This is a genomic window from Nocardioides sp. N13(2025), from assembly GCF_051912545.1.
Lineage (GTDB): Bacteria > Actinomycetota > Actinomycetes > Propionibacteriales > Nocardioidaceae > Nocardioides.
Genome location: NZ_CP196809.1, coordinates 371,548 through 388,799, shown reverse-complemented (window position 1 = coordinate 388,799; position 17,252 = coordinate 371,548). Strand labels below are relative to the sequence as shown.

Here is a 17,252-nt window from a genome sequence, read left to right as displayed (position 1 = left end):
TCAGGCCTCCTGCGTCTTCTTGGCGGCCGAGCGGAGCATGACGAGCCCGTTCTTGGGGCCGGGGACGGCACCCTTGACCAGGATCAGGCCCTTCTCGGCGTCGACGGCGTGCACCGTCAGGTTCTGGGTGGTCACCGTGTCGTTGCCCATGCGGCCCGACATGCGGGTGCCCTTGAACACGCGACCCGGGGTGGCGCAGGCGCCGATCGAGCCGGGCTTGCGGTGGTTGCGGTGGGCACCGTGCGAGGCGGAGACACCGGAGAAGCCGTGACGCTTCATGGTTCCGGCGAAGCCCTTGCCCTTGCTGGTGCCGGTCACGTCGATCTCGTCGCCGGCGGCGAAGGTGTCGACACTGATCTCCTGGCCCACGGTGTAGGCGGCAGCGTCAGCGGTGCGGATCTCGGCCACGTGGCGGCGGGGCGTGACCCCGGCCTTGGTGAAGTGACCCGCCTCGGGCGAGTTGACCTTGCGGGCCTCGATCTCGCCGAAGCCGACCTGGATGGCGTTGTAGCCGTCCACCTCGGGGCGGCGGACCTGGGTCACGACGTTGGTCGCGGCCGCGATCACGGTGACGGGGACGACCTTGTTGTTCTCGTCCCAGAGCTGGGTCATGCCGAGCTTGGTGCCCAGCAGCCCCTTCGCGTTGCGCTCGAAAGTGTTGGTCATGTCAGGCCTCAGAGCTTGATCTCGATGTCGACACCGGCAGGCAGGTCGAGACGCATCAGCGAGTCGACGGTCTTCGGCGTCGGGTCGATGATGTCGATGAGGCGCTTGTGGGTGCGCATCTCGAAGTGCTCGCGGGAGTCCTTGTACTTGTGGGGCGACCGGATCACGCAGTACACGTTCTTCTCGGTCGGCAGCGGCACGGGGCCGGCGACCTTCGCACCCGTACGGGTGACGGTGTCCACGATCTTCCGCGCCGAGGTGTCGATCACCTCGTGGTCATAGGCCTTGAGCCTGATGCGGATCTTCTGTCCCGCCATAGGTAGCTCGTCCTCTTCGATCTCGTACGCCTGGTCTGGTTTCGGCTCTCAGCCCCTGGTGGGCGAGCGCCGCCTGTCTCTCCTCCACCCTCCGACCCCCGCGGTCGGGCGTGTCGCGCTGCCATCTGAAAAAACTGGCTCGTGACACTCCCGGTCAGGGAAGCGGTGCAGCTCTGGGTGGCACCCGACGGTTGTCGGATCTGGTCGGGTCTCCGATCAAGGTGTCCTGATCCGGTGCGGCGCACGCAGACGACTGTTTCGATCGAGGAGACGCGATTCAGAAGTCAAGGTGTGCCGCACCCCGGCGACCCGCCGGAGCAACCGGAACATCTTGACAGACTCCGCACGCCCACGCCAAATCGCAATGGCCGAGGCGGCGGCGCCCTGCTCCTCACCCCCCGCGAACCCCTCCATCCTACGCTCCGGCCTACGCTCCGGGGCATGGCCACACCGGACCCCGCGGACCTCCGAGACCTCTGGGACTTCGGCGACCCCGCCGGCAGCGAGGAGCGCTTCCGGGCGCTCGCTGAGGCCTCCGAGGAGCCGGTGGCCACGCACGCGTGGACCCAGGTCGCCCGGGCGCTGGGCCTGCAGGAGAGGTACGACGAGGGGCACGCGGTCCTCGACCGGCTGGACCCGTCGGAGCCCGAGGCGCGGGTCCGGACCGACCTCGAGCGGGGCCGGCTGCTGCGCTCCGCCGGGGACCCCGGGGCGGCCCGGCCGCTCTTCGAGGAGGCCGCGCGGCTCGCCCTCGGGGCGGGACTGGAGGAGCTCGAGGTGGACGCCCTCCACATGGTCGCCCTCGTGCTCTCCCCCGCCGACCGGCTGGCCGCGCACCAGGTCGCGCTCGAGCGAGCGCGGCAGGCCACCGATCGCGCGGCACGCGACTGGGACGCGTCGCTGCTCCACAACATCGGCATGGAGCACGCCGACGCCGGCGACCACGTCTCCGCCCTCGCCGCGTTCGAGGAGGCCCTGGGCTCCCGCGAGCGGATCGGCGACCCGGCCCGCACCCGCGTGGCCCGGTGGATGGTCGGCTGGTCGCTGCGCCACCTCGGCGAGGTCGACCGGGCCCGGGAGGTGCAGCTCGCGCTCAAGGCGGAGCTCGACGCGCTCGGGGAGCACGACCCCTACGTCGACGAGGAGCTCGCCCTCCTCACGCCGCCCGACTGACGCTTGTGCCGGGCCGGAGCCGGACCTACCGTCGGAGGATGGCCGGCGTGGTCGGGCTCGTCATCTGCACGCTGATGCTGGGAACGGCGTTCGCGCTGTTCCTGTGCCAGGACGAGATCGCCCGGGCCTGGCGGCGCGCGCACGACCGGGTCGTCCCGTCGCCGCCGGCGCCGGACGGGCCCGCGATCGAGGACCTCGCGCGTGCGCTGCGCCGGCTGCGCGCACAGGCGCTCTCCCCCGCACCCGGGACGACCATGGCGAAGCGGCGCGGCGCCACGGCGGCGTACGAGGACCTGCTGGTGCAGGCCGCGCACGCACTCGGGGTGCCCGACACCCTGAGCGACCTGCGGGAGGGCACGGACCGTGAGGCCGAGCGACTACGCCTCGAGCACGTCCTGCGGGAGGCCGGGCTCGCCCTGGACTGAGCCCCTCTCAGGCGGTGCGACGGTAGAGGTAGTCGACGATGTCGCGACCGACGTCGACGCCCTTGCGCTCGAAGCGTGTCACGGGGCGCTCGGCCCAGCGCTCGACCCGACCGCCCTCGAGGGTGGGCTCGGCGTCGAGGACCTCGAGCATCTGGTCGGCGTAGTCGGCCCAGTCCGTCGCCAGGCGCCACGCCCCCCCGGGCACGAGCCGGGACGAGGCGAGGGCCGCGTTGGCCGGGTTGACCAGGCGACGCTTGCGGTGCTTGGTCTTGCGCCACGGGTCGGGGAAGAACGTCCACAGCTCCGCGAGGCTGGCCGGCTCCAGCAGGTGCTCGAGCGACCACACGGCGTCGACCGAGCAGAACCGGACGTTGTCCGCCCCCGCCTCGGCGACCCGCCACAGGGAGTCGGCCACCCCCGGCAGCCACACCTCGAGCGCCAGCACGTTGTGGTCGGGCCGCGCCGCCGCGAGGACGGCCGTCGCCTCACCGATGCCCGACCCGATCTCCACGATCAGCGGAGCCTCACGGCCGAAGCGCTCGGCCAGCGAGAAGCCGGGCTGGTCCACTGCCTCCTCGGGGATCACCCAGTCGGCCTGGTGCGCAGCCCACGACTCCGCCTGTCGCGGGGTGAACCGGTTGCCCCGGCGCGAGTAGGTGAGGACCTCGCGCATGCGACGCCCGTCCTCGGTGAGCTTGTGGTGCGGGCGGGCAGGGCGTACGACGTCGTTCACGCCGGCCATCCTCCCCGCTCACCCCCGCCGGACGCACATCAGCGACCGGGGCGACGCGGGAGGTTCAGAGGTGGTCGAGGGCTCCCGTCAGCACCGAGCGCAGCCGCTGCTCGATGTCGTCGAACTCGGGCTGGCCGATGATCAGTGGCGGCGCGAGCTGGATGACAGGGTCGCCGCGGTCGTCGGCCCGGCAGTAGAGCCCGGCCTCCCACAGCGCTCCGGAGAGGTAGCCGCGGAGCAGCCGCTCGGACTCGGCCTCGTCGAAGGTCTCCTTGGTGTCGCGGTCCTTGACCAGCTCGATGCCGTAGAAGTAGCCGTGGCCCCGCACGTCACCGACGATCGGGATGTCGAGCAGCTTCTCGAGCGTCGCCCGGAACGCCGGGGCGTTCTGCTGGACGTGCTCGACCAGGCCCTCGCGCTCGAAGATGTCGAGGTTGGCCATCGCCACGGCCGAGGAGACCGGGTGACCGCCGAAGGTGTAGCCGTGGGCGTAGGCGTTGGTGCCCTGCTTGAACGGCTCGAAGAGCCGGTCGCTCGTGATCATCGCGCCGATCGGCGAGTAGCCGGAGGTCATGCCCTTGGCGCACGTGATGATGTCGGGCTGGTAGCCGAACTCGGTCGCCCCGAACATCTCCCCCACCCGCCCGAAGGCGCAGATGACCTCGTCGGAGACCAGCAGGACGTCGTGCTCGTCGCAGATCTCGCGGACCCGCTCGAAGTAGCCCGGGGGCGGCGGGAAGCAGCCGCCGGCGTTCTGCACGGGCTCGAGGAACACCGCCGCGACCGTGTCGGGGCCCTCGAACTCGATGGCCTCGCCGATCCGGTCGGCGGCCCACCGGCCGAACGCCTTCTCGTCGTCACCGACGAACTCGGGACGACGGTAGAAGTTGGTGTTGGGCACCTTGTGGGCCCCCGGGACCAGCGGCTCGAACATCTCCTTGAGCGGCGGGATGCCGGTGATGGACAGGGCACCCTGGGGCGTGCCGTGGTAGGCCACCGCCCGGGAGATCACCTTGTGCTTGTTGGGCTTGCCGGTGAGCTTGAAGTACTGCTTGGCGAGCTTCCACGCCGACTCCACGGCCTCGCCGCCACCGGTCGTGAAGAAGACACGGTTGAGGTCTCCGGGGGCCATCGCGGCGATCCGGTCGGCCAGCTCGACCGCACGCGGGTGGGCGAAGGACCACAACGGGAAGAAGGCCAGCTCCTTGGCCTGGCGGGCGGCCGCCTCGGCCAGCTCCTCGCGGCCGTGGCCGACCTGGACGACGAAGAGGCCGGCCAGGCCGTCGATGTACTCACGGCCGTGGCTGTCCCAGATCTTGTGTCCCTCGCCCCGGACGATGAGCGGCATCTCGCCGCCCTTCTCGTAGGTCGAGTGCCGGGTGAAGTGCAACCACAGGTGGTCGCGCCCGGCGCTCTGGTAGTCGAAGGTGTCACGGTCGTTGCCTTGGAGGCTCATCGCGTTCCCCAGTTGTAGTGCTGCTTGTTGAGCTTGAGGTAGACGAAGGTCTCCGAGGAGACCACGCCCTCGAGCTCGCGGACCTGACGGATGACCTCGAGGAGGTGCGGGTCGTCCTCGCACACCACCTCGACGAGGAGGTCGAAGCTGCCGGCGGTGGTGACGACGTAGTCGACCTCGCTCACCTGCGCCAGCCGGTCCCCCACCTTCATGGGGTCGCCCTCGGTGCGCACGCCGATCATCGCCTGGCGGGTGAACCCGACCTGGGTGGGGTCGGTGACCGCCACGACCTGCATGATCTCGGAGTCGAGCAGCTTCTGGACGCGCGCGCGGGCCGCGGCCTCCGACAGGCCCACCGCCTTGGCGATCGCGGCGTACGAGATGCGGCCGTCCTCCTGGAGGAGCTCGATGATGCGCTTGGCGGTGGCGTCGAGCCGCACGGGTCCGTCACTCATGCCCGCGCTCCGCTTCCTCGTTCATGGGGCCCATGGTGCTGTGCCCGGCGGCTTGTCGCAAGCCACCGAGCGCGGATTCCGCATTTCCGTGCAGTTAATTCTGCGATTCCCGCACTTTATTTGGCTCGGACTATGGAGATTGGTCCGCCACCCGTCCTACTCTCCCTTCACCCGCACCTCGACCGGGAGGACTCCACCGTGACCAGCCCACGCACGCTGCGCAACTTCATCGGCGGCGCCTACGTCGACTCCGGTGACGTGGCGACGAGCGACGTCGTCAACCCGGCGACCGGACAGGTCGTGGCCCAGGCCCCCGTCAGCGGGGCGGAGGAGGTCGACGCGGCCTACGCGGCAGCGGACCGGGCCTTCGGCGAGTGGGGGCGTACGACGCCCAGCGAGCGCCAGCAGGCGCTGCTGAAGATCGCCGACGCGATCGAGGAGCACGCCGAGGAGCTCATCAGTCTCGAGTCCGAGAACACCGGGAAGATCAAGGCGCTCACCGCGAGCGAGGAGATCCCCCCGATGGTCGACCAGCTCCGCTTCTTCGCCGGGGCTGCGCGGGTCCTCGAGGGCAAGGCCGCCGGCGAGTACATGGCCGGGCACACGTCGTGGATCCGCCGCGAGCCGATCGGCGTCGTGGGCCAGGTGACCCCGTGGAACTACCCGCTGCTCATGGCTGTGTGGAAGATCGGTCCGGCGCTCGCCGCCGGCAACACGGTCGTGCTCAAGCCCAGCGACACGACGCCCGAGAGCACGTTGCGCCTGGCCGAGCTGGCCTCGGAGTTCCTCCCGACCGGGACGCTCAACGTCGTCACCGGGGACCGCCAGACCGGGCGCCTCCTCGTCGAGCACCCCACCCCGGGCCTGGTGGCGATCACGGGGTCGGTCCGCGCGGGCGCCGAGGTCGCGGCGAGCGCCGCGCCCAGCATCAAGCGCGTGCACCTCGAGCTCGGCGGCAAGGCCCCGGTGGTGGTCTTCGACGACGCCGACATCGAGGCCGCGGTCGAGGGCATCGCGATCGCCGGCTACTTCAACGCCGGGCAGGACTGCACCGCGGCGACCCGCGTCCTGGCCGCGCCGCGCATCCACGACGACTTCGTCGCCGCCCTCGCCGACTACGCCAGGAGCTCGGCCCCGGTCGGGCTCCCCGACGACGAGGACGCGCTCTTCGGGCCGGTGAACAACGCCACCCAGCTGGCCCGCGTCAACGGGTTCATCGAGAACCTGCCGTCCCACGCGACGGTGTCGGCGGGCGGCAACCGGCGTACGGACCTCGGCGACGGCTTCTACCTCGAGCCCACGGTCCTCTCCGGCCTGCTGCAGGACGACGAGGCGATCCAGGACGAGATCTTCGGGCCGGTCATCACCGTGCAGCGGTTCACCGACGAGGACGAGGCCATCCGCTGGGCCAACGGCGTCGACTACGGCCTCGCGTCGTCGGTGTGGACCAAGGACTTCGGCCGCGCGATGCGGATGTCGAAGGCCCTCGACTTCGGGTGCGTGTGGATCAACACCCACATCCCGCTGGTCGCGGAGATGCCGCACGGCGGCTACAAGAAGTCCGGCTACGGCAAGGACCTGTCGATGTACGGCTTCGAGGACTACACCCGCATCAAGCACGTCATGGCCAACATCGAGAGCTGACGCACGCAGCACGGATCAGCACAGCACCACACCAGAGCAGCTCGGGGTCGACCGGAGGACTTGAACTGATGACACCCATCCCGCGCCGCGCCCGGCGCCCTCTGGCGCCGCCGGCGGCCGCAGTGACCCAGGCGATGACCGGCGGCCTGAGCCGCCGGGCGCTCCTCGGCACCGGCCTGGCAGCCGGCACCGGCCTCGCCCTCACCGGGTGCGCGCCCCCCGAGCCCCCGGCCGGCGGGGTGGCCAGCCTCGACCTGCCGAAGGACGTCTCCGACACCGAGAAGATCGTCAAGTGGGCCAACTGGACGGCATACATCGACATGAACGGCAAGGAGACGAAGTCACCGACGCTCGAGGCCTTCACGCAGGAGACCGGCATCGAGGTCAGCTACACCGAGGACATCGACGACAACGACTCCTACTACGCGAAGGTCGGCCCGCAGCTGCGCGCTGACCAGAGCATCGACCGGGACATCTTCACCCTCACCGACTGGATGGCGTCCCGCGTGATCCGCGACCAGCTGTGCCAGCCCCTCGAGCTGATCCAGATGCCCAACGTGGTGAGCAACCTGCTCCAGCCGCTCAAGGACGTGTCCTTCGACCCCGGCCGTACGCACTCCATCACCTGGCAGAGCGGCTTCGCCGGCATCGGCTACAACAAGGCGAAGGTCGGGCGCGAGCTGAAGTCGCTCGACGACCTGTGGGCCGACGACCTCAAGGGCCGGATCGTGGTGCTCTCGGAGTTCCGCGACACCGCCGGGCTCGTCATGCAGTCGCAGGGCGTCGACATCGACAGCGACTGGGGCAAGGCGGAGTTCGAGAAGGCGCTCGACTTCATCGAGCAGAAGATCGAGGAGGGCTACATCCGCAAGGTGAAGGGCAACTCCTACATGGAGGACCTCACCAGCGGCAACGCGGTCGCAGGCATCACCTGGAGCGGGGACATCTTCGTCCTGGCCTACGACACCGACGACCCCAACTGGACCTTCACCATCCCCGAGTCCGGCGGCACCCTCTGGTCGGACAACATGATGGTCCCCATCACCTCCACGCACCGGCGCAACGCCCAGCGGTTGATGGACTACTACTACGACCCGGTGGTGGCGGCGCAGGTCGCTGCGTGGGTCAACTACGTCTGTCCCGTCGACGGCGCGCAGGCCGAGATGGAGAAGATCGACCCCGACCTGGCCGAGAGTCCCTTCATCTTCCCGACGGCCGACTACATCGCCGACAACAACATCCAGGCCTTCCGGGTGCTGGACGCGGACGAGGACATCGAGTTCGCCGACCTGTGGTCCACGAAGGTGATGGGGAACTGACATGGCCGGATTCCGTGAGGCGCGCGGCGACCTCCAGCTCGACAGCGTCACCAAGTCCTTCGGCGACTTCACCGCGGTCGACGACATCGACCTGCACGTCCCCCGCGGCTCGTTCTTCGCCCTGCTCGGACCGTCGGGGTGCGGCAAGACCACCACGCTGCGGATGATCGCCGGTCTGGAGCAGCCCACGGCCGGCCGGGTGATGATCGGCGACACCGACCTCACCGGGTCGCGGCCCTACGAGCGTCCGGTCAACACCGTGTTCCAGTCCTACGCGCTGTTCCCGCACCTGACCATCCGCGACAACGTCGCCTTCGGCCCCAAGCGCCGCAAGGAGGCGGACGCCGCGAAGCTCGCGGACGACGCCCTCGAGCTGGTGCAGATGTCGCAGCTCGCGACGCGCAAGCCCGCCCAGCTCTCCGGCGGGCAGCAGCAGCGGGTCGCCCTGGCACGGGCCCTGGTCAACCACCCCGAGGTGCTGCTGCTCGACGAGCCGCTCGGCGCGCTCGACCTCAAGCTGCGCCGAGAGATGCAGGTCGAGCTCAAGCGCATCCAGACCGAGGTGGGCCTCACCTTCATCCACGTCACCCACGACCAGGAGGAGGCCATGACCATGGCCGACACCGTCGCGGTGATGAACAAGGGCCGGATCGAGCAGCTCGGCGGGCCGGCGGAGCTCTACGACCTGCCGCGCACCCGCTTCGTGGCCAACTTCCTCGGCCAGGCCAACACCGGGGTCGGCACGATCAAGGACACCGACGGCGACCACCTCGTGGCCGACGTCCTCGGCACGCCGGTGAAGATCCTCAAGTCGCGCGCCCAGGTGCACGACGGCGAGGTGCTCTTCGGCGTACGCCCCGAGAAGGTGACGGTCTCGCGCACCCAGCCCGAGGGCGCCGGCAACGACGTACGCGGTGTGGTGCGCGACGTGTCGTTCCTGGGCGTCGCCACCAGCTACCTGGTCGACATGCCGAGCGGTGCGACGTGGAGCTGCTACGAGCAGAACCTGGACGTGGAGCCCCTCGACCTGCGACCGGGCGACGAGGTCTGGCTGACCTGGAACCCCGGGCACGCGTTCGGCGTGCCCGTCGAGGAGTCGTGATCACCCCATGAGCGCCCTCGCCCACGTGGCCGGCGACCCCGAGGTGCACCCGGCGGCCCCCGCCCCGGAGACCACGAAGCGCAGCTGGACGGCCTACCTGCTGCTCCTGCCCGGCGCCCTGTGGCTCGGCGTCTTCTTCGTCCTGCCGCTGGTGCAGCTGGCCACGGTGAGCCTGCAGAGCCGCTACCCGGGGTTCCCCGGCTACTACTACCGCGACCTCAACTTCGAGAACTACGCCAGCGCGCTCACCGACTACGCGCCGCACTTCGCGCGATCCTTCCTCTACGCCGGGCTCGCGACGTTCCTGGCGTTCGTCGTGGCCTACCCGCTGGCCTACGCGATGGCGTTCAAGGCCGGACGCTGGCGCAACCTGATGATGATCTGCGTCGTCGCGCCCTTCTTCACCTCCTTCATCCTGCGGACCTTCGCGTGGTCGCAGATCCTGTCCGACGAGGGCTGGGTGGCCCGCTCGCTCGACTTCCTGCACCTGCTGCCGGGCGGCCACATCATCAACACCCCGGTCGCGGTGGTCGCCGGGCTCACCTACAACTTCCTGCCCTTCATGGTGCTGCCGATCTACGCGTCCCTCGAGCGCGCCGACCCGCGCGTGATCGAGGCCGGTGGCGACCTGTACGCCAACGGGTTCACGACGTTCCGCACCGTGACCCTGCCGATGTCGATGCCCGGCGTGCTCGCCGGCACCCTGCTCACGTTCATCCCGGCGGCCGGCGACTTCGTCAACATGGAGCTGCTCGGTCCCCAGCGGGGGAAGATGGTCGGCAACGTCATCAACGACCAGTTCCTCGCCATCCCGGGCGGCTACCCGGTGGCCGCGGCACTGTCGTTCACGCTCATGGCCGCCATCTTGGTGATGGTGTTCCTCTACGTGCGCCGCTTCGGCACCGACGAGCTGGTGTGAGGAGACCACGATGACGACCTCGACCCGGACCCCGACCAGCAGCCCGACGGGCGGCCCGACCGGCAGCCCGGCCTCGCCCCCCTACCGGCCGTCCGCCGCCAAGCGCGTCCAGCTCTGGCTGGCCAACCACTTCGCGATGCTGTCCGCGATCCTGGTGCTGCTCTACCTCTTCCTGCCGGTCGCCTACACGTTCGCGTTCTCCTTCAACGACCACGGCAAGACCAACATCGTGTGGCAGGGCTTCACCTGGAAGCACTGGCAGGACCCGTGCCGGGTCGCTGGGGCCTGCGAGTCGCTGGTGACCTCGCTGCAGGTCGGGGCGATCTCGACCGTCGTCGCCACGGTCCTCGGCACGCTGATGGCCCTCGCCATGGTGCGCTACCGCTTCCGCGGCAAGGGCGCGAGCAACGTGCTGATCTTCGTGCCCATGGCGACCCCCGAGATCGTGATGGGCGCCGCGCTGCTGACGATCTTCGTGCAGGGCTTCGCCAACATCGGCATCAGCCTGGGCTTCGCCACGATCGTCTTCGCCCACATCATGTTCTGCCTGAGCTTCGTGGTGGTGACGGTGAAGGCCCGCATCCAGTCCCTCGACCCCCGGATCGAGGAGGCCGCGCAGGACCTCTACGCCAGCCCGATGCAGACGTTCTGGAAGGTCACCTTCCCGTTGATCCTGCCCGGCATCCTGGGCGCCGCGATGCTCGCCTTCTCGTTGTCCTTCGACGACTTCATCATCACCAACTTCGTCTCCGGCAACGAGTCCACGTTCCCCAAGTTCGTCTACGTCGCCTCGCGCCGCGGCATCCCCGCCGAGGCCAACGTCATCGGCTTCTCGATGTTCGTGATCGCCGTCCTGCTCGTGATCGGCGCGCAGGTCGTGAGCTCCGTGCGGTCGTCCAAGATCAAGGAGTGAGGCCGATGTCCGAGTCGGGGTCCGATCCGATGCGCGTGCTGATGGTCGGGGCCGGCGGCGTCGGGGACGCAGCCGCCCGGATCGCGGTCGAGCGCGACTTCTTCGAGGCCTGGGTCGTCGCCGACCACGACCTCGCTCGTGCCGAGCGCACGGTCGCGGCCGCCCGGGAGCGGCGCACCGGCGACGAGCGGTTCTCCGCCGCGCAGGTCGACGCCTCCGACGCCGACGCGGTGACCGCCCTCGCCAGGCAGGTGCGGGCCACGCACGTCCTCAACGCCGTCGACCCGCGCTTCGTGATGCCGATCTTCACCGGTGCGCTGGCGGCCGACGCCGACTACCTCGACATGGCGATGAGCCTGTCGGTGCGCCACCCGGAGGCTCCCTACGAGGAGGTCGGGGTCAAGCTCGGCGACGAGCAGTTCGCCCGTGCCGACCAGTGGGAGGCCGCCGGCCGCCTGGCCCTGCTCGGCATCGGTGTCGAGCCGGGTCTCTCCGACGTCTTCGCGCGCTACGCCGCCGACGAGCTCTTCGACCACATCGACGAGCTCGGCACCCGCGACGGCGCCAACCTGGTGATCCGCGACGACGACGGCAACGAGGTCTTCGCCCCCGGCTTCTCGATGTGGACCATCATCGAGGAGTGCCTCAACCCGCCCGTGGTGTGGGAGCGGGAGCGCGGGGGCGGCGACCTCGAGAAGGGCTTCTTCACGCTGCCGCCCTTCTCCGAGCCGGAGGTCTTCGACTTCCCCGCGGGCATCGGCCCGGTCGAGTGCGTGCACGTGGAGCACGAGGAGGTGCTCCTCATGCCTCGCTGGCTCGACGCGGACCGGGTCACCTTCAAGTACGGCCTGGGCGAGGAGATGATCACCATCCTGCGCACCCTGCACGCCCTCGGGCTCGACGCCGTCGAGCCGGTGTCGGTCAAGGGCGTGCTGGTCTCCCCGCGCGACGTGGTCGCCGCCTGCCTGCCCGACCCGGCGACCATCGGCCCGCGCATGGAGGGCAAGACGTGCGCCGGGGTGCATGTCACCGGCACCGGCAAGGACGGTGCCCCGCGCTCGACGTACCTCTACCACGTGGTCGACAACGCCGACTCGATGCGCGACTACGGCGCGCAGTGCGTGGTGTGGCAGACCGCGATCAACCCGGTCGTCGCACTCGAGCTGCTGGCCGCCGGCACCTGGTCGGGCACCGGCGTGCTCGGCCCCGAGGCACTGCCACCGAAGCCCTTCCTCGACCTGCTCGCCACACCCAAGCCCGAGGGCTACGGCTCTCCGTGGGGAATGGAGGACCGAACATGACGCTCTCCCAGGAACGCATCCTGGCCACCGAGATCCCTGGCCCGCGCTCGCAGGCGCTGCAGGCACGCAAGGTCGCGAGCGTCTCGGCCGGTGTCGGGACCACGCTGCCGGTCTACGTCGAGCAGGCCGGCGGCGGGATCCTGCGTGACGTCGACGGCAACCAGCTCATCGACTTCGGCTCCGGCATCGCCGTGACCACGGTGGGCAACGCCGCGCCGCGCGTGGTCGAGTCGGTGCAGCGCCAGGTCGCCGACTTCACCCACACCTGCTTCATGGTCACGCCCTACGAGGAGTACGTCGCGGTCTGCGAGAAGCTCGCCGCACTCACCCCCGGCAGCCACGAGAAGCGCTCGGCACTGTTCAACTCCGGCGCGGAGGCCGTGGAGAACGCGGTCAAGGTCGCGCGCCACCACACCGGCCGCGACGCCGTCGTCGTGTTCGACCACGCCTACCACGGCCGGACGAACCTGACGATGGCGCTGACCGCCAAGAACATGCCCTACAAGCACCGCTTCGGACCGTTCGCCGGCGAGATCTACCGTGCCCCCATGGCCTACCCCTACCGGTGGCCCGGAGGGGCGGAAGCGTGCGCCGACGAGGCCTTCGACGCCTTCGTCACCACGGTCCACACGCGGGTGGGCGAGGACAACTGCGCCGCGGTCCTCATCGAGCCGATCCAGGGCGAGGGCGGCTTCATCGTGCCGCCGCCCGGCTGGCTGCCTCGGGTGGCCGACTGGTGCCGTGAGCAGGGGATCCTCTTCATCGCCGACGAGATCCAGACCGGGTTCGCCCGCACCGGTGACTGGTTCGCGTGCGACCACGAGGGCGTGGTGCCCGACCTGGTGACCACCGCCAAGGGCATGGCCGGCGGGCTGCCGCTCGCCGCCGTGACGGGGCGCGCGGAGATCATGGACTCCGTCCACGTCGGCGGCCTCGGCGGCACCTACGGCGGCAACCCGGTCGCGTGCGCCGCGGCCCTGGCCGCCATCGAGACCATGGAGGTGGAGGACCTCCCCGGACGTGCCCGCGAGATCGAGGCGATCTTCCTGCCGCGGCTGCGCGCGCTGGCCGAGCGCCATCCCGACCGCGTGGGCGACGTCCGGGGTCGCGGCGCGATGCTGGCGGTCGAGCTCGTGGCCGACGGCCCCGGTCGTACGCCCGACGCCGCGCTGGCCGGTGCCGTGCACCGGGCCTGCGCCGCGCAGGGCCTGGTGACGCTGACGTGCGGGACGTTCGGCAACGTCTTCCGCTTCCTCCCCCCGCTCGCGATCGGCAACGAGCTGCTCGCGGAGGGCCTCGACGTCTTCGAGGCGGCCTTCGACCAGGCCGTCGCCTCCGACCAGCGTGGCAAGGTGGAGTGATGGCGACCGAGACCGTGATCGACGACGTGCCCACCCAGCTGCTCATCGGCGGGAAGTGGGTCGATGCCAGCGGCGGGGCCACCTTCGAGGTGACCAACCCCGCCGACGACCAGGTGCTGACCCGCATCGCCGACGCGACCCCGGCCGACGGGGAGCTGGCGCTCGCGGCCGCGGCCGAGGCCCAGAAGGAGTGGGCGGCCACCGAGCCGCGCAAGCGCGGCGAGGTCCTGCGCAGCGCCTTCGAGCTGCTCACCGAGCGCGCCGACGACTTCGCCCGCCTGATGACCCTCGAGATGGGCAAGACGCTGGCGGAGGCGAAGGGCGAGGTGACCTACGGCGCCGAGTTCTTCCGCTGGTTCTCCGAGGAGGCGGTCCGCATCCACGGCCGCTACTCCCCCGCACCTGCCGGCAACACCCGGCTGATCACCATGAAGGCCCCCGTCGGCCCGACCCTGATGATCACGCCGTGGAACTTCCCGCTGGCGATGGGCACCCGCAAGATCGGTCCGGCCATCGCCGCCGGCTGCACCATGGTCGTCAAGCCGGCGCACGAGACGCCGCTGACGATGCTGGCCCTCGCCGCCCTGATGGAGGAGGTCGGGCTCCCCGCGGGGGTGCTCAACGTGGTCACCACGACCGACTCCGGCGGGGTCTGCGAGCCGATCATCCGGGACCCCCGGCTGCGCAAGCTGACGTTCACGGGGTCGACCGCGGTCGGCAAGGTGCTGGTGGGGCAGGCCTCCGAGCAGCTGCTGCGGGTCTCGATGGAGCTCGGCGGCAACGCGCCCTTCGTCGTCTTCGACGACGCCGACCTGGACGCGGCCGTCGACGGAGCGATGCTCGCCAAGATGCGCAACATCGGCGAGGCCTGCACCTCGGCCAACCGCTTCCTGGTCCACGAGTCCGTCGCCGAGGAGTTCTCCACCCGGCTGGCCGAGCGGATGGGCGGCCTCACCGTCGGCGACGGCACCGAGGACGGCGTCGACGTCGGCCCGCTGATCACGGCCAAGGCTCGCGCCGGCGTGCACGAGCTCGTCGACGACGCGGTCTCGGCCGGCGCCCGGGCGCTCGTGGGCGGCGCGGTCCCCGAGGGGCCCGGCCACTTCTACCCGCCGACCGTGCTGGTCGACGTACCGGCCACGGCGCGGGTCTTCCGCGAGGAGATCTTCGGACCGGTCGCGCCCGTGTCCACCTTCAGCGACGAGGACGAGGTCATCGCCCGCGCCAACGACACGGAGTACGGCCTGGTGGCCTACGTCTTCACCCGCGACCACGCCCGGGTGCTGCGCGTCAGCGAGGCCCTCGAGTTCGGCATGGTCGGGGTCAACACCGGCATCGTGTCCAACCCGGCGGCGCCCTTCGGCGGCGTCAAGCACTCCGGCTTCGGTCGCGAGGGTGGCTTCGAGGGCATCGAGGAGTACCTCGAGACGAAGTACGTCGGCAGCGCGCTGTGAGCCGGCCGTGACGAGCATCGACCGCGCGCGGCTGGCCGCCCTGAACGCCGAGGAGGAGCAGCGGTTCGTCGACCTGCACCCGACCTCGGCGAAGCTCGCCGCCGAGGCCGCCGAGCACCTGCTCGCCGGCGTGCCGATGCCGTGGATGACGCGGTGGCCGGGGTCCTTCCCGCTGTTCGTGGAGTCGGCCGGGGGCGGGCGGTTCACCGACGTGGACGGCATCGAGCACGTCGACCTCTGCCTCGGCGACACCGGCTCGATGACCGGGCACTGCCTGCCGGCGGTCGCCGAGGCCGTGCGCGAGCGCACCGAGCGCGGCATCACCACGATGCTGCCCTCGACCGACGCCGCTTGGGTGGCCGCGGAGCTGAGCCGCCGCTTCGGACTCCCCCGCTGGCAGATGGCGATGACCGCCACCGACGCCAACCGGTTCGTGCTGCGCTTCGCGCGCCACCTCACCGGTCGGCCGCGGATCGCGGTCATGGACTGGTGCTACCACGGCACGGTCGACGAGACGCTGGGCGTCCTCGAGCACGGCCGGGCCGGTGACCGCGTGGTGGCACGTCCCGGAGCGCTCGGCCCGCAGGTCGACGTGGCCCAGACGACCGCGGTGGTGCCGTTCAACGACCTCCACGCCCTCGAGGCCCGCCTGGCCGAGGGTGACGTCGCCTGCCTGCTCATGGAGCCGGCCCTCACCAACATCGGCATCGTGCTGCCCGACGAGGGCTACCTGGCCGCGGTCCGCGAGATCACCCGCCGCCACGGGGTGCTGCTGGTGAACGACGAGACGCACACGATCTGCGCCGGACCCGGCGGTGCGACCGCGGCCTGGGACCTCGAGCCGGACTTCGTCGTCATCGGCAAGCCCATCGGCGGTGGGATCCCCGTCGCCGCCTACGGCATGACCGCCGAGGTCGCGGCACGCCTCGAGGGCCCGATGCTGGGCCACGACATCGACGTGGCCGGGGTCGGCGGGACCCTCTCCGGGTCGGCGCTGGCCATGGCCGCGGTGCGGGCCACCCTGTCGACCGCGCTGCGCCAGGAGGACTTCGACGTGGCCATCCCCCTGGCCGAGCGGTTCACCGCGGGGATCCAGGGCGTCATCGACGAGCACGACCTGCCCTGGCACGTGCAGCGGCTCGGGTGCCGCGCCGAGTACTGGTTCTGCCCGCCGCCGCGCACCGGTGCGGAGGCGGCGGCTGCCGTCGACGAGGAGCTCGACGCCTTCTTCCACCTCTGGACGGTCAACCGCGGCGTGCTGCTGGCGCCCTTCCACAACATGTCGCTCTTCTCGCCCTTCCACACTGCGGCCGACGTCGACGCCCACACCTCCGCCTTCCGCAGCGCGGTGGAGGCGCTGCTCGGCTGACGTCTGCCTCGCCTGCGGGCTAGGTGCTGCTGAGCACGCCCGCCGCCCGGGCAGCCTCGGCGTACGCAGTCGCAAGCGTGTCGACCGTCTCGTGGGCGTTGAGCCCCGAGGGGTTGGGGACCACGAAGACGCGCGAGCTGCCCCACCGCACGCCCTGCTCACCGACGCGTGCGAGGCGCTCGCCGAACGCCGTGCGGTAGGCGGTGATCCCGGCCACCGCCACGACGCGCGGGCGCCGCTCGGCCACGAGCGCCCGCAGTCGCCGACCGCCCTCCTGCAGCTCCTCCCCTGTGAGCTCGTCGGCCCGGGCCGTCGCCCGCGCGACCACGTTGGTGATGCCGATCCCGCGCCGCCGCAGCTCGTCGCGGTCGTGCGCGCTCATGCCCGCGGCTGGGTCGATGGGCTGCGCCAGGATCCCGGCACGCAGCAGCGCGGGGTAGAAGCGGTTGCCCGGACGGGCGAAGTGGGACTGGGTGGCGGCGGTCCAGAGCCCGGGGTTGATCCCGACGAACAGCAGGCGCAGCGGCTCGTCGTGCGCCGGGAGGAGGTCCGGCACCTCCACGTCGCGGTAGGACTCCAGCTCGGCCTTGGTGAACCCCATGACCACCATCGTGCCGTGCGGCGGGTGACGCCGTCGCAGGGATG

At 70.7% G+C, this 17,252-nt stretch carries 17 protein-coding genes; 11 read left to right on the top strand and 6 right to left on the bottom strand.

All coding sequences use genetic code 11. The features are described from left to right. Window positions 1–666, bottom strand: a complete 666-nt coding sequence (rplC, locus tag ACS3YM_RS01920; RefSeq protein ID WP_439938359.1) for a 50S ribosomal protein L3 — start codon at window positions 664–666, stop codon at window positions 1–3. An 8-nt stretch (window positions 667–674) separates the two neighbouring features. After that, window positions 675–983, bottom strand: coding sequence for a 30S ribosomal protein S10 (rpsJ, locus tag ACS3YM_RS01915; protein WP_008360994.1), 309 nt, complete (start codon window positions 981–983; stop codon window positions 675–677). A gap of 441 nt (window positions 984–1,424) precedes the next feature. Here rpsJ and ACS3YM_RS01910 point away from each other — a divergent pair, with 441 nt between their 5' ends. Together ACS3YM_RS01910 and ACS3YM_RS01905 are read left to right on the top strand one after the other, a co-directional pair. Continuing rightward, window positions 1,425–2,156 (top strand): tetratricopeptide repeat protein, encoded by a 732-nt coding sequence (locus ACS3YM_RS01910; RefSeq protein WP_439938358.1) that lies wholly within the window; start codon window positions 1,425–1,427, stop codon window positions 2,154–2,156. A 38-nt stretch (window positions 2,157–2,194) separates the two neighbouring features. Then, window positions 2,195–2,581, top strand: coding sequence for a hypothetical protein (locus tag ACS3YM_RS01905; protein ID WP_439938357.1), 387 nt, complete (start codon window positions 2,195–2,197; stop codon window positions 2,579–2,581). A gap of 7 nt (window positions 2,582–2,588) precedes the next feature. On the opposite strand, the gene trmB is transcribed toward ACS3YM_RS01905, so the two are convergent. From trmB to ACS3YM_RS01890, 3 genes are all read right to left on the bottom strand, one after another. Continuing rightward, window positions 2,589–3,314 carry a tRNA (guanine(46)-N(7))-methyltransferase TrmB gene (gene trmB, locus ACS3YM_RS01900; RefSeq protein ID WP_439938356.1) on the bottom strand — a complete coding sequence of 242 codons (726 nt, stop codon included), beginning with the start codon at window positions 3,312–3,314 and terminating at the stop codon, window positions 2,589–2,591. Window positions 3,315–3,378: 64 nt separating this feature from the next. Then, window positions 3,379–4,770, bottom strand: a complete 1,392-nt coding sequence (locus tag ACS3YM_RS01895; protein WP_439938355.1) for an aspartate aminotransferase family protein — start codon at window positions 4,768–4,770, stop codon at window positions 3,379–3,381. Further along, window positions 4,767–5,225, bottom strand: coding sequence for an Lrp/AsnC family transcriptional regulator (locus ACS3YM_RS01890; RefSeq protein WP_439938354.1), 459 nt, complete (start codon window positions 5,223–5,225; stop codon window positions 4,767–4,769). The genes ACS3YM_RS01895 and ACS3YM_RS01890 overlap by 4 nt, the downstream gene beginning before the upstream one ends. Window positions 5,226–5,423: 198 nt before the next feature. Between ACS3YM_RS01890 and ACS3YM_RS01885 the strand changes: the two genes are divergently transcribed. From ACS3YM_RS01885 to ACS3YM_RS01845, 9 genes are all read left to right on the top strand, one after another. Beyond that, window positions 5,424–6,869 (top strand): gamma-aminobutyraldehyde dehydrogenase, encoded by a 1,446-nt coding sequence (locus ACS3YM_RS01885; RefSeq protein WP_439938353.1) that lies wholly within the window; start codon window positions 5,424–5,426, stop codon window positions 6,867–6,869. 68 nt (window positions 6,870–6,937) lie between these two features. Continuing rightward, window positions 6,938–8,188 carry an ABC transporter substrate-binding protein gene (locus ACS3YM_RS01880; protein ID WP_439938352.1) on the top strand — a complete coding sequence of 417 codons (1,251 nt, stop codon included), beginning with the start codon at window positions 6,938–6,940 and terminating at the stop codon, window positions 8,186–8,188. A gap of 1 nt (window position 8,189) precedes the next feature. Next, window positions 8,190–9,290 carry an ABC transporter ATP-binding protein gene (locus ACS3YM_RS01875; RefSeq protein ID WP_439938351.1) on the top strand — a complete coding sequence of 367 codons (1,101 nt, stop codon included), beginning with the start codon at window positions 8,190–8,192 and terminating at the stop codon, window positions 9,288–9,290. 7 nt (window positions 9,291–9,297) lie between these two features. Beyond that, window positions 9,298–10,209, top strand: a complete 912-nt coding sequence (locus ACS3YM_RS01870) for an ABC transporter permease (protein ID WP_439938350.1) — start codon at window positions 9,298–9,300, stop codon at window positions 10,207–10,209. 10 nt (window positions 10,210–10,219) lie between these two features. Then, window positions 10,220–11,122 carry an ABC transporter permease gene (locus ACS3YM_RS01865; protein WP_439938349.1) on the top strand — a complete coding sequence of 301 codons (903 nt, stop codon included), beginning with the start codon at window positions 10,220–10,222 and terminating at the stop codon, window positions 11,120–11,122. A gap of 29 nt (window positions 11,123–11,151) precedes the next feature. Continuing rightward, window positions 11,152–12,423 carry a saccharopine dehydrogenase family protein gene (locus ACS3YM_RS01860; protein ID WP_439939818.1) on the top strand — a complete coding sequence of 424 codons (1,272 nt, stop codon included), beginning with the start codon at window positions 11,152–11,154 and terminating at the stop codon, window positions 12,421–12,423. Next, window positions 12,420–13,784, top strand: a complete 1,365-nt coding sequence (gene gabT / locus ACS3YM_RS01855; protein ID WP_439938348.1) for a 4-aminobutyrate--2-oxoglutarate transaminase — start codon at window positions 12,420–12,422, stop codon at window positions 13,782–13,784. Before ACS3YM_RS01860 ends, gabT begins: the two co-directional genes overlap by 4 nt. Next, window positions 13,784–15,238: an NAD-dependent succinate-semialdehyde dehydrogenase gene (locus tag ACS3YM_RS01850; protein WP_439938347.1), complete on the top strand. Its 1,455-nt coding sequence runs from the start codon at window positions 13,784–13,786 to the stop codon at window positions 15,236–15,238. The genes gabT and ACS3YM_RS01850 overlap by 1 nt, the downstream gene beginning before the upstream one ends. A gap of 7 nt (window positions 15,239–15,245) precedes the next feature. Next, window positions 15,246–16,607 carry a transaminase gene (locus tag ACS3YM_RS01845; RefSeq protein WP_439938346.1) on the top strand — a complete coding sequence of 454 codons (1,362 nt, stop codon included), beginning with the start codon at window positions 15,246–15,248 and terminating at the stop codon, window positions 16,605–16,607. A 19-nt stretch (window positions 16,608–16,626) separates the two neighbouring features. Here the strand turns inward: ACS3YM_RS01845 and ACS3YM_RS01840 are convergent, their stop codons facing one another. Then, window positions 16,627–17,208: a mismatch-specific DNA-glycosylase gene (locus ACS3YM_RS01840; protein ID WP_439938345.1), complete on the bottom strand. Its 582-nt coding sequence runs from the start codon at window positions 17,206–17,208 to the stop codon at window positions 16,627–16,629. Window positions 17,209–17,252: the final 44 nt, after the last annotated feature.

Excerpts from the sequence above, each read along its gene's own strand:
- rplC (WP_439938359.1), bottom strand. The coding sequence starts at position 666 with ATGACCAACACTTTCGAGCGCAACGCGAAGGGGCTGCTGGGCACCAAG.
- rpsJ (WP_008360994.1), bottom strand. The coding sequence starts at position 983 with ATGGCGGGACAGAAGATCCGCATCAGGCTCAAGGCCTATGACCACGAG.
- ACS3YM_RS01910 (WP_439938358.1), top strand. The coding sequence starts at position 1,425 with ATGGCCACACCGGACCCCGCGGACCTCCGAGACCTCTGGGACTTCGGC.
- ACS3YM_RS01905 (WP_439938357.1), top strand. The coding sequence starts at position 2,195 with ATGGCCGGCGTGGTCGGGCTCGTCATCTGCACGCTGATGCTGGGAACG.
- ACS3YM_RS01895 (WP_439938355.1), bottom strand. The coding sequence starts at position 4,770 with ATGAGCCTCCAAGGCAACGACCGTGACACCTTCGACTACCAGAGCGCC.
- ACS3YM_RS01890 (WP_439938354.1), bottom strand. The coding sequence starts at position 5,225 with ATGAGTGACGGACCCGTGCGGCTCGACGCCACCGCCAAGCGCATCATC.
- ACS3YM_RS01880 (WP_439938352.1), top strand. The coding sequence starts at position 6,938 with ATGACACCCATCCCGCGCCGCGCCCGGCGCCCTCTGGCGCCGCCGGCG.
- ACS3YM_RS01875 (WP_439938351.1), top strand. The coding sequence starts at position 8,190 with ATGGCCGGATTCCGTGAGGCGCGCGGCGACCTCCAGCTCGACAGCGTC.
- ACS3YM_RS01870 (WP_439938350.1), top strand. The coding sequence starts at position 9,298 with ATGAGCGCCCTCGCCCACGTGGCCGGCGACCCCGAGGTGCACCCGGCG.
- ACS3YM_RS01865 (WP_439938349.1), top strand. The coding sequence starts at position 10,220 with ATGACGACCTCGACCCGGACCCCGACCAGCAGCCCGACGGGCGGCCCG.
- ACS3YM_RS01860 (WP_439939818.1), top strand. The coding sequence starts at position 11,152 with ATGCGCGTGCTGATGGTCGGGGCCGGCGGCGTCGGGGACGCAGCCGCC.
- gabT (WP_439938348.1), top strand. The coding sequence starts at position 12,420 with ATGACGCTCTCCCAGGAACGCATCCTGGCCACCGAGATCCCTGGCCCG.
- ACS3YM_RS01850 (WP_439938347.1), top strand. The coding sequence starts at position 13,784 with ATGGCGACCGAGACCGTGATCGACGACGTGCCCACCCAGCTGCTCATC.
- ACS3YM_RS01840 (WP_439938345.1), bottom strand. The coding sequence starts at position 17,208 with ATGGGGTTCACCAAGGCCGAGCTGGAGTCCTACCGCGACGTGGAGGTG.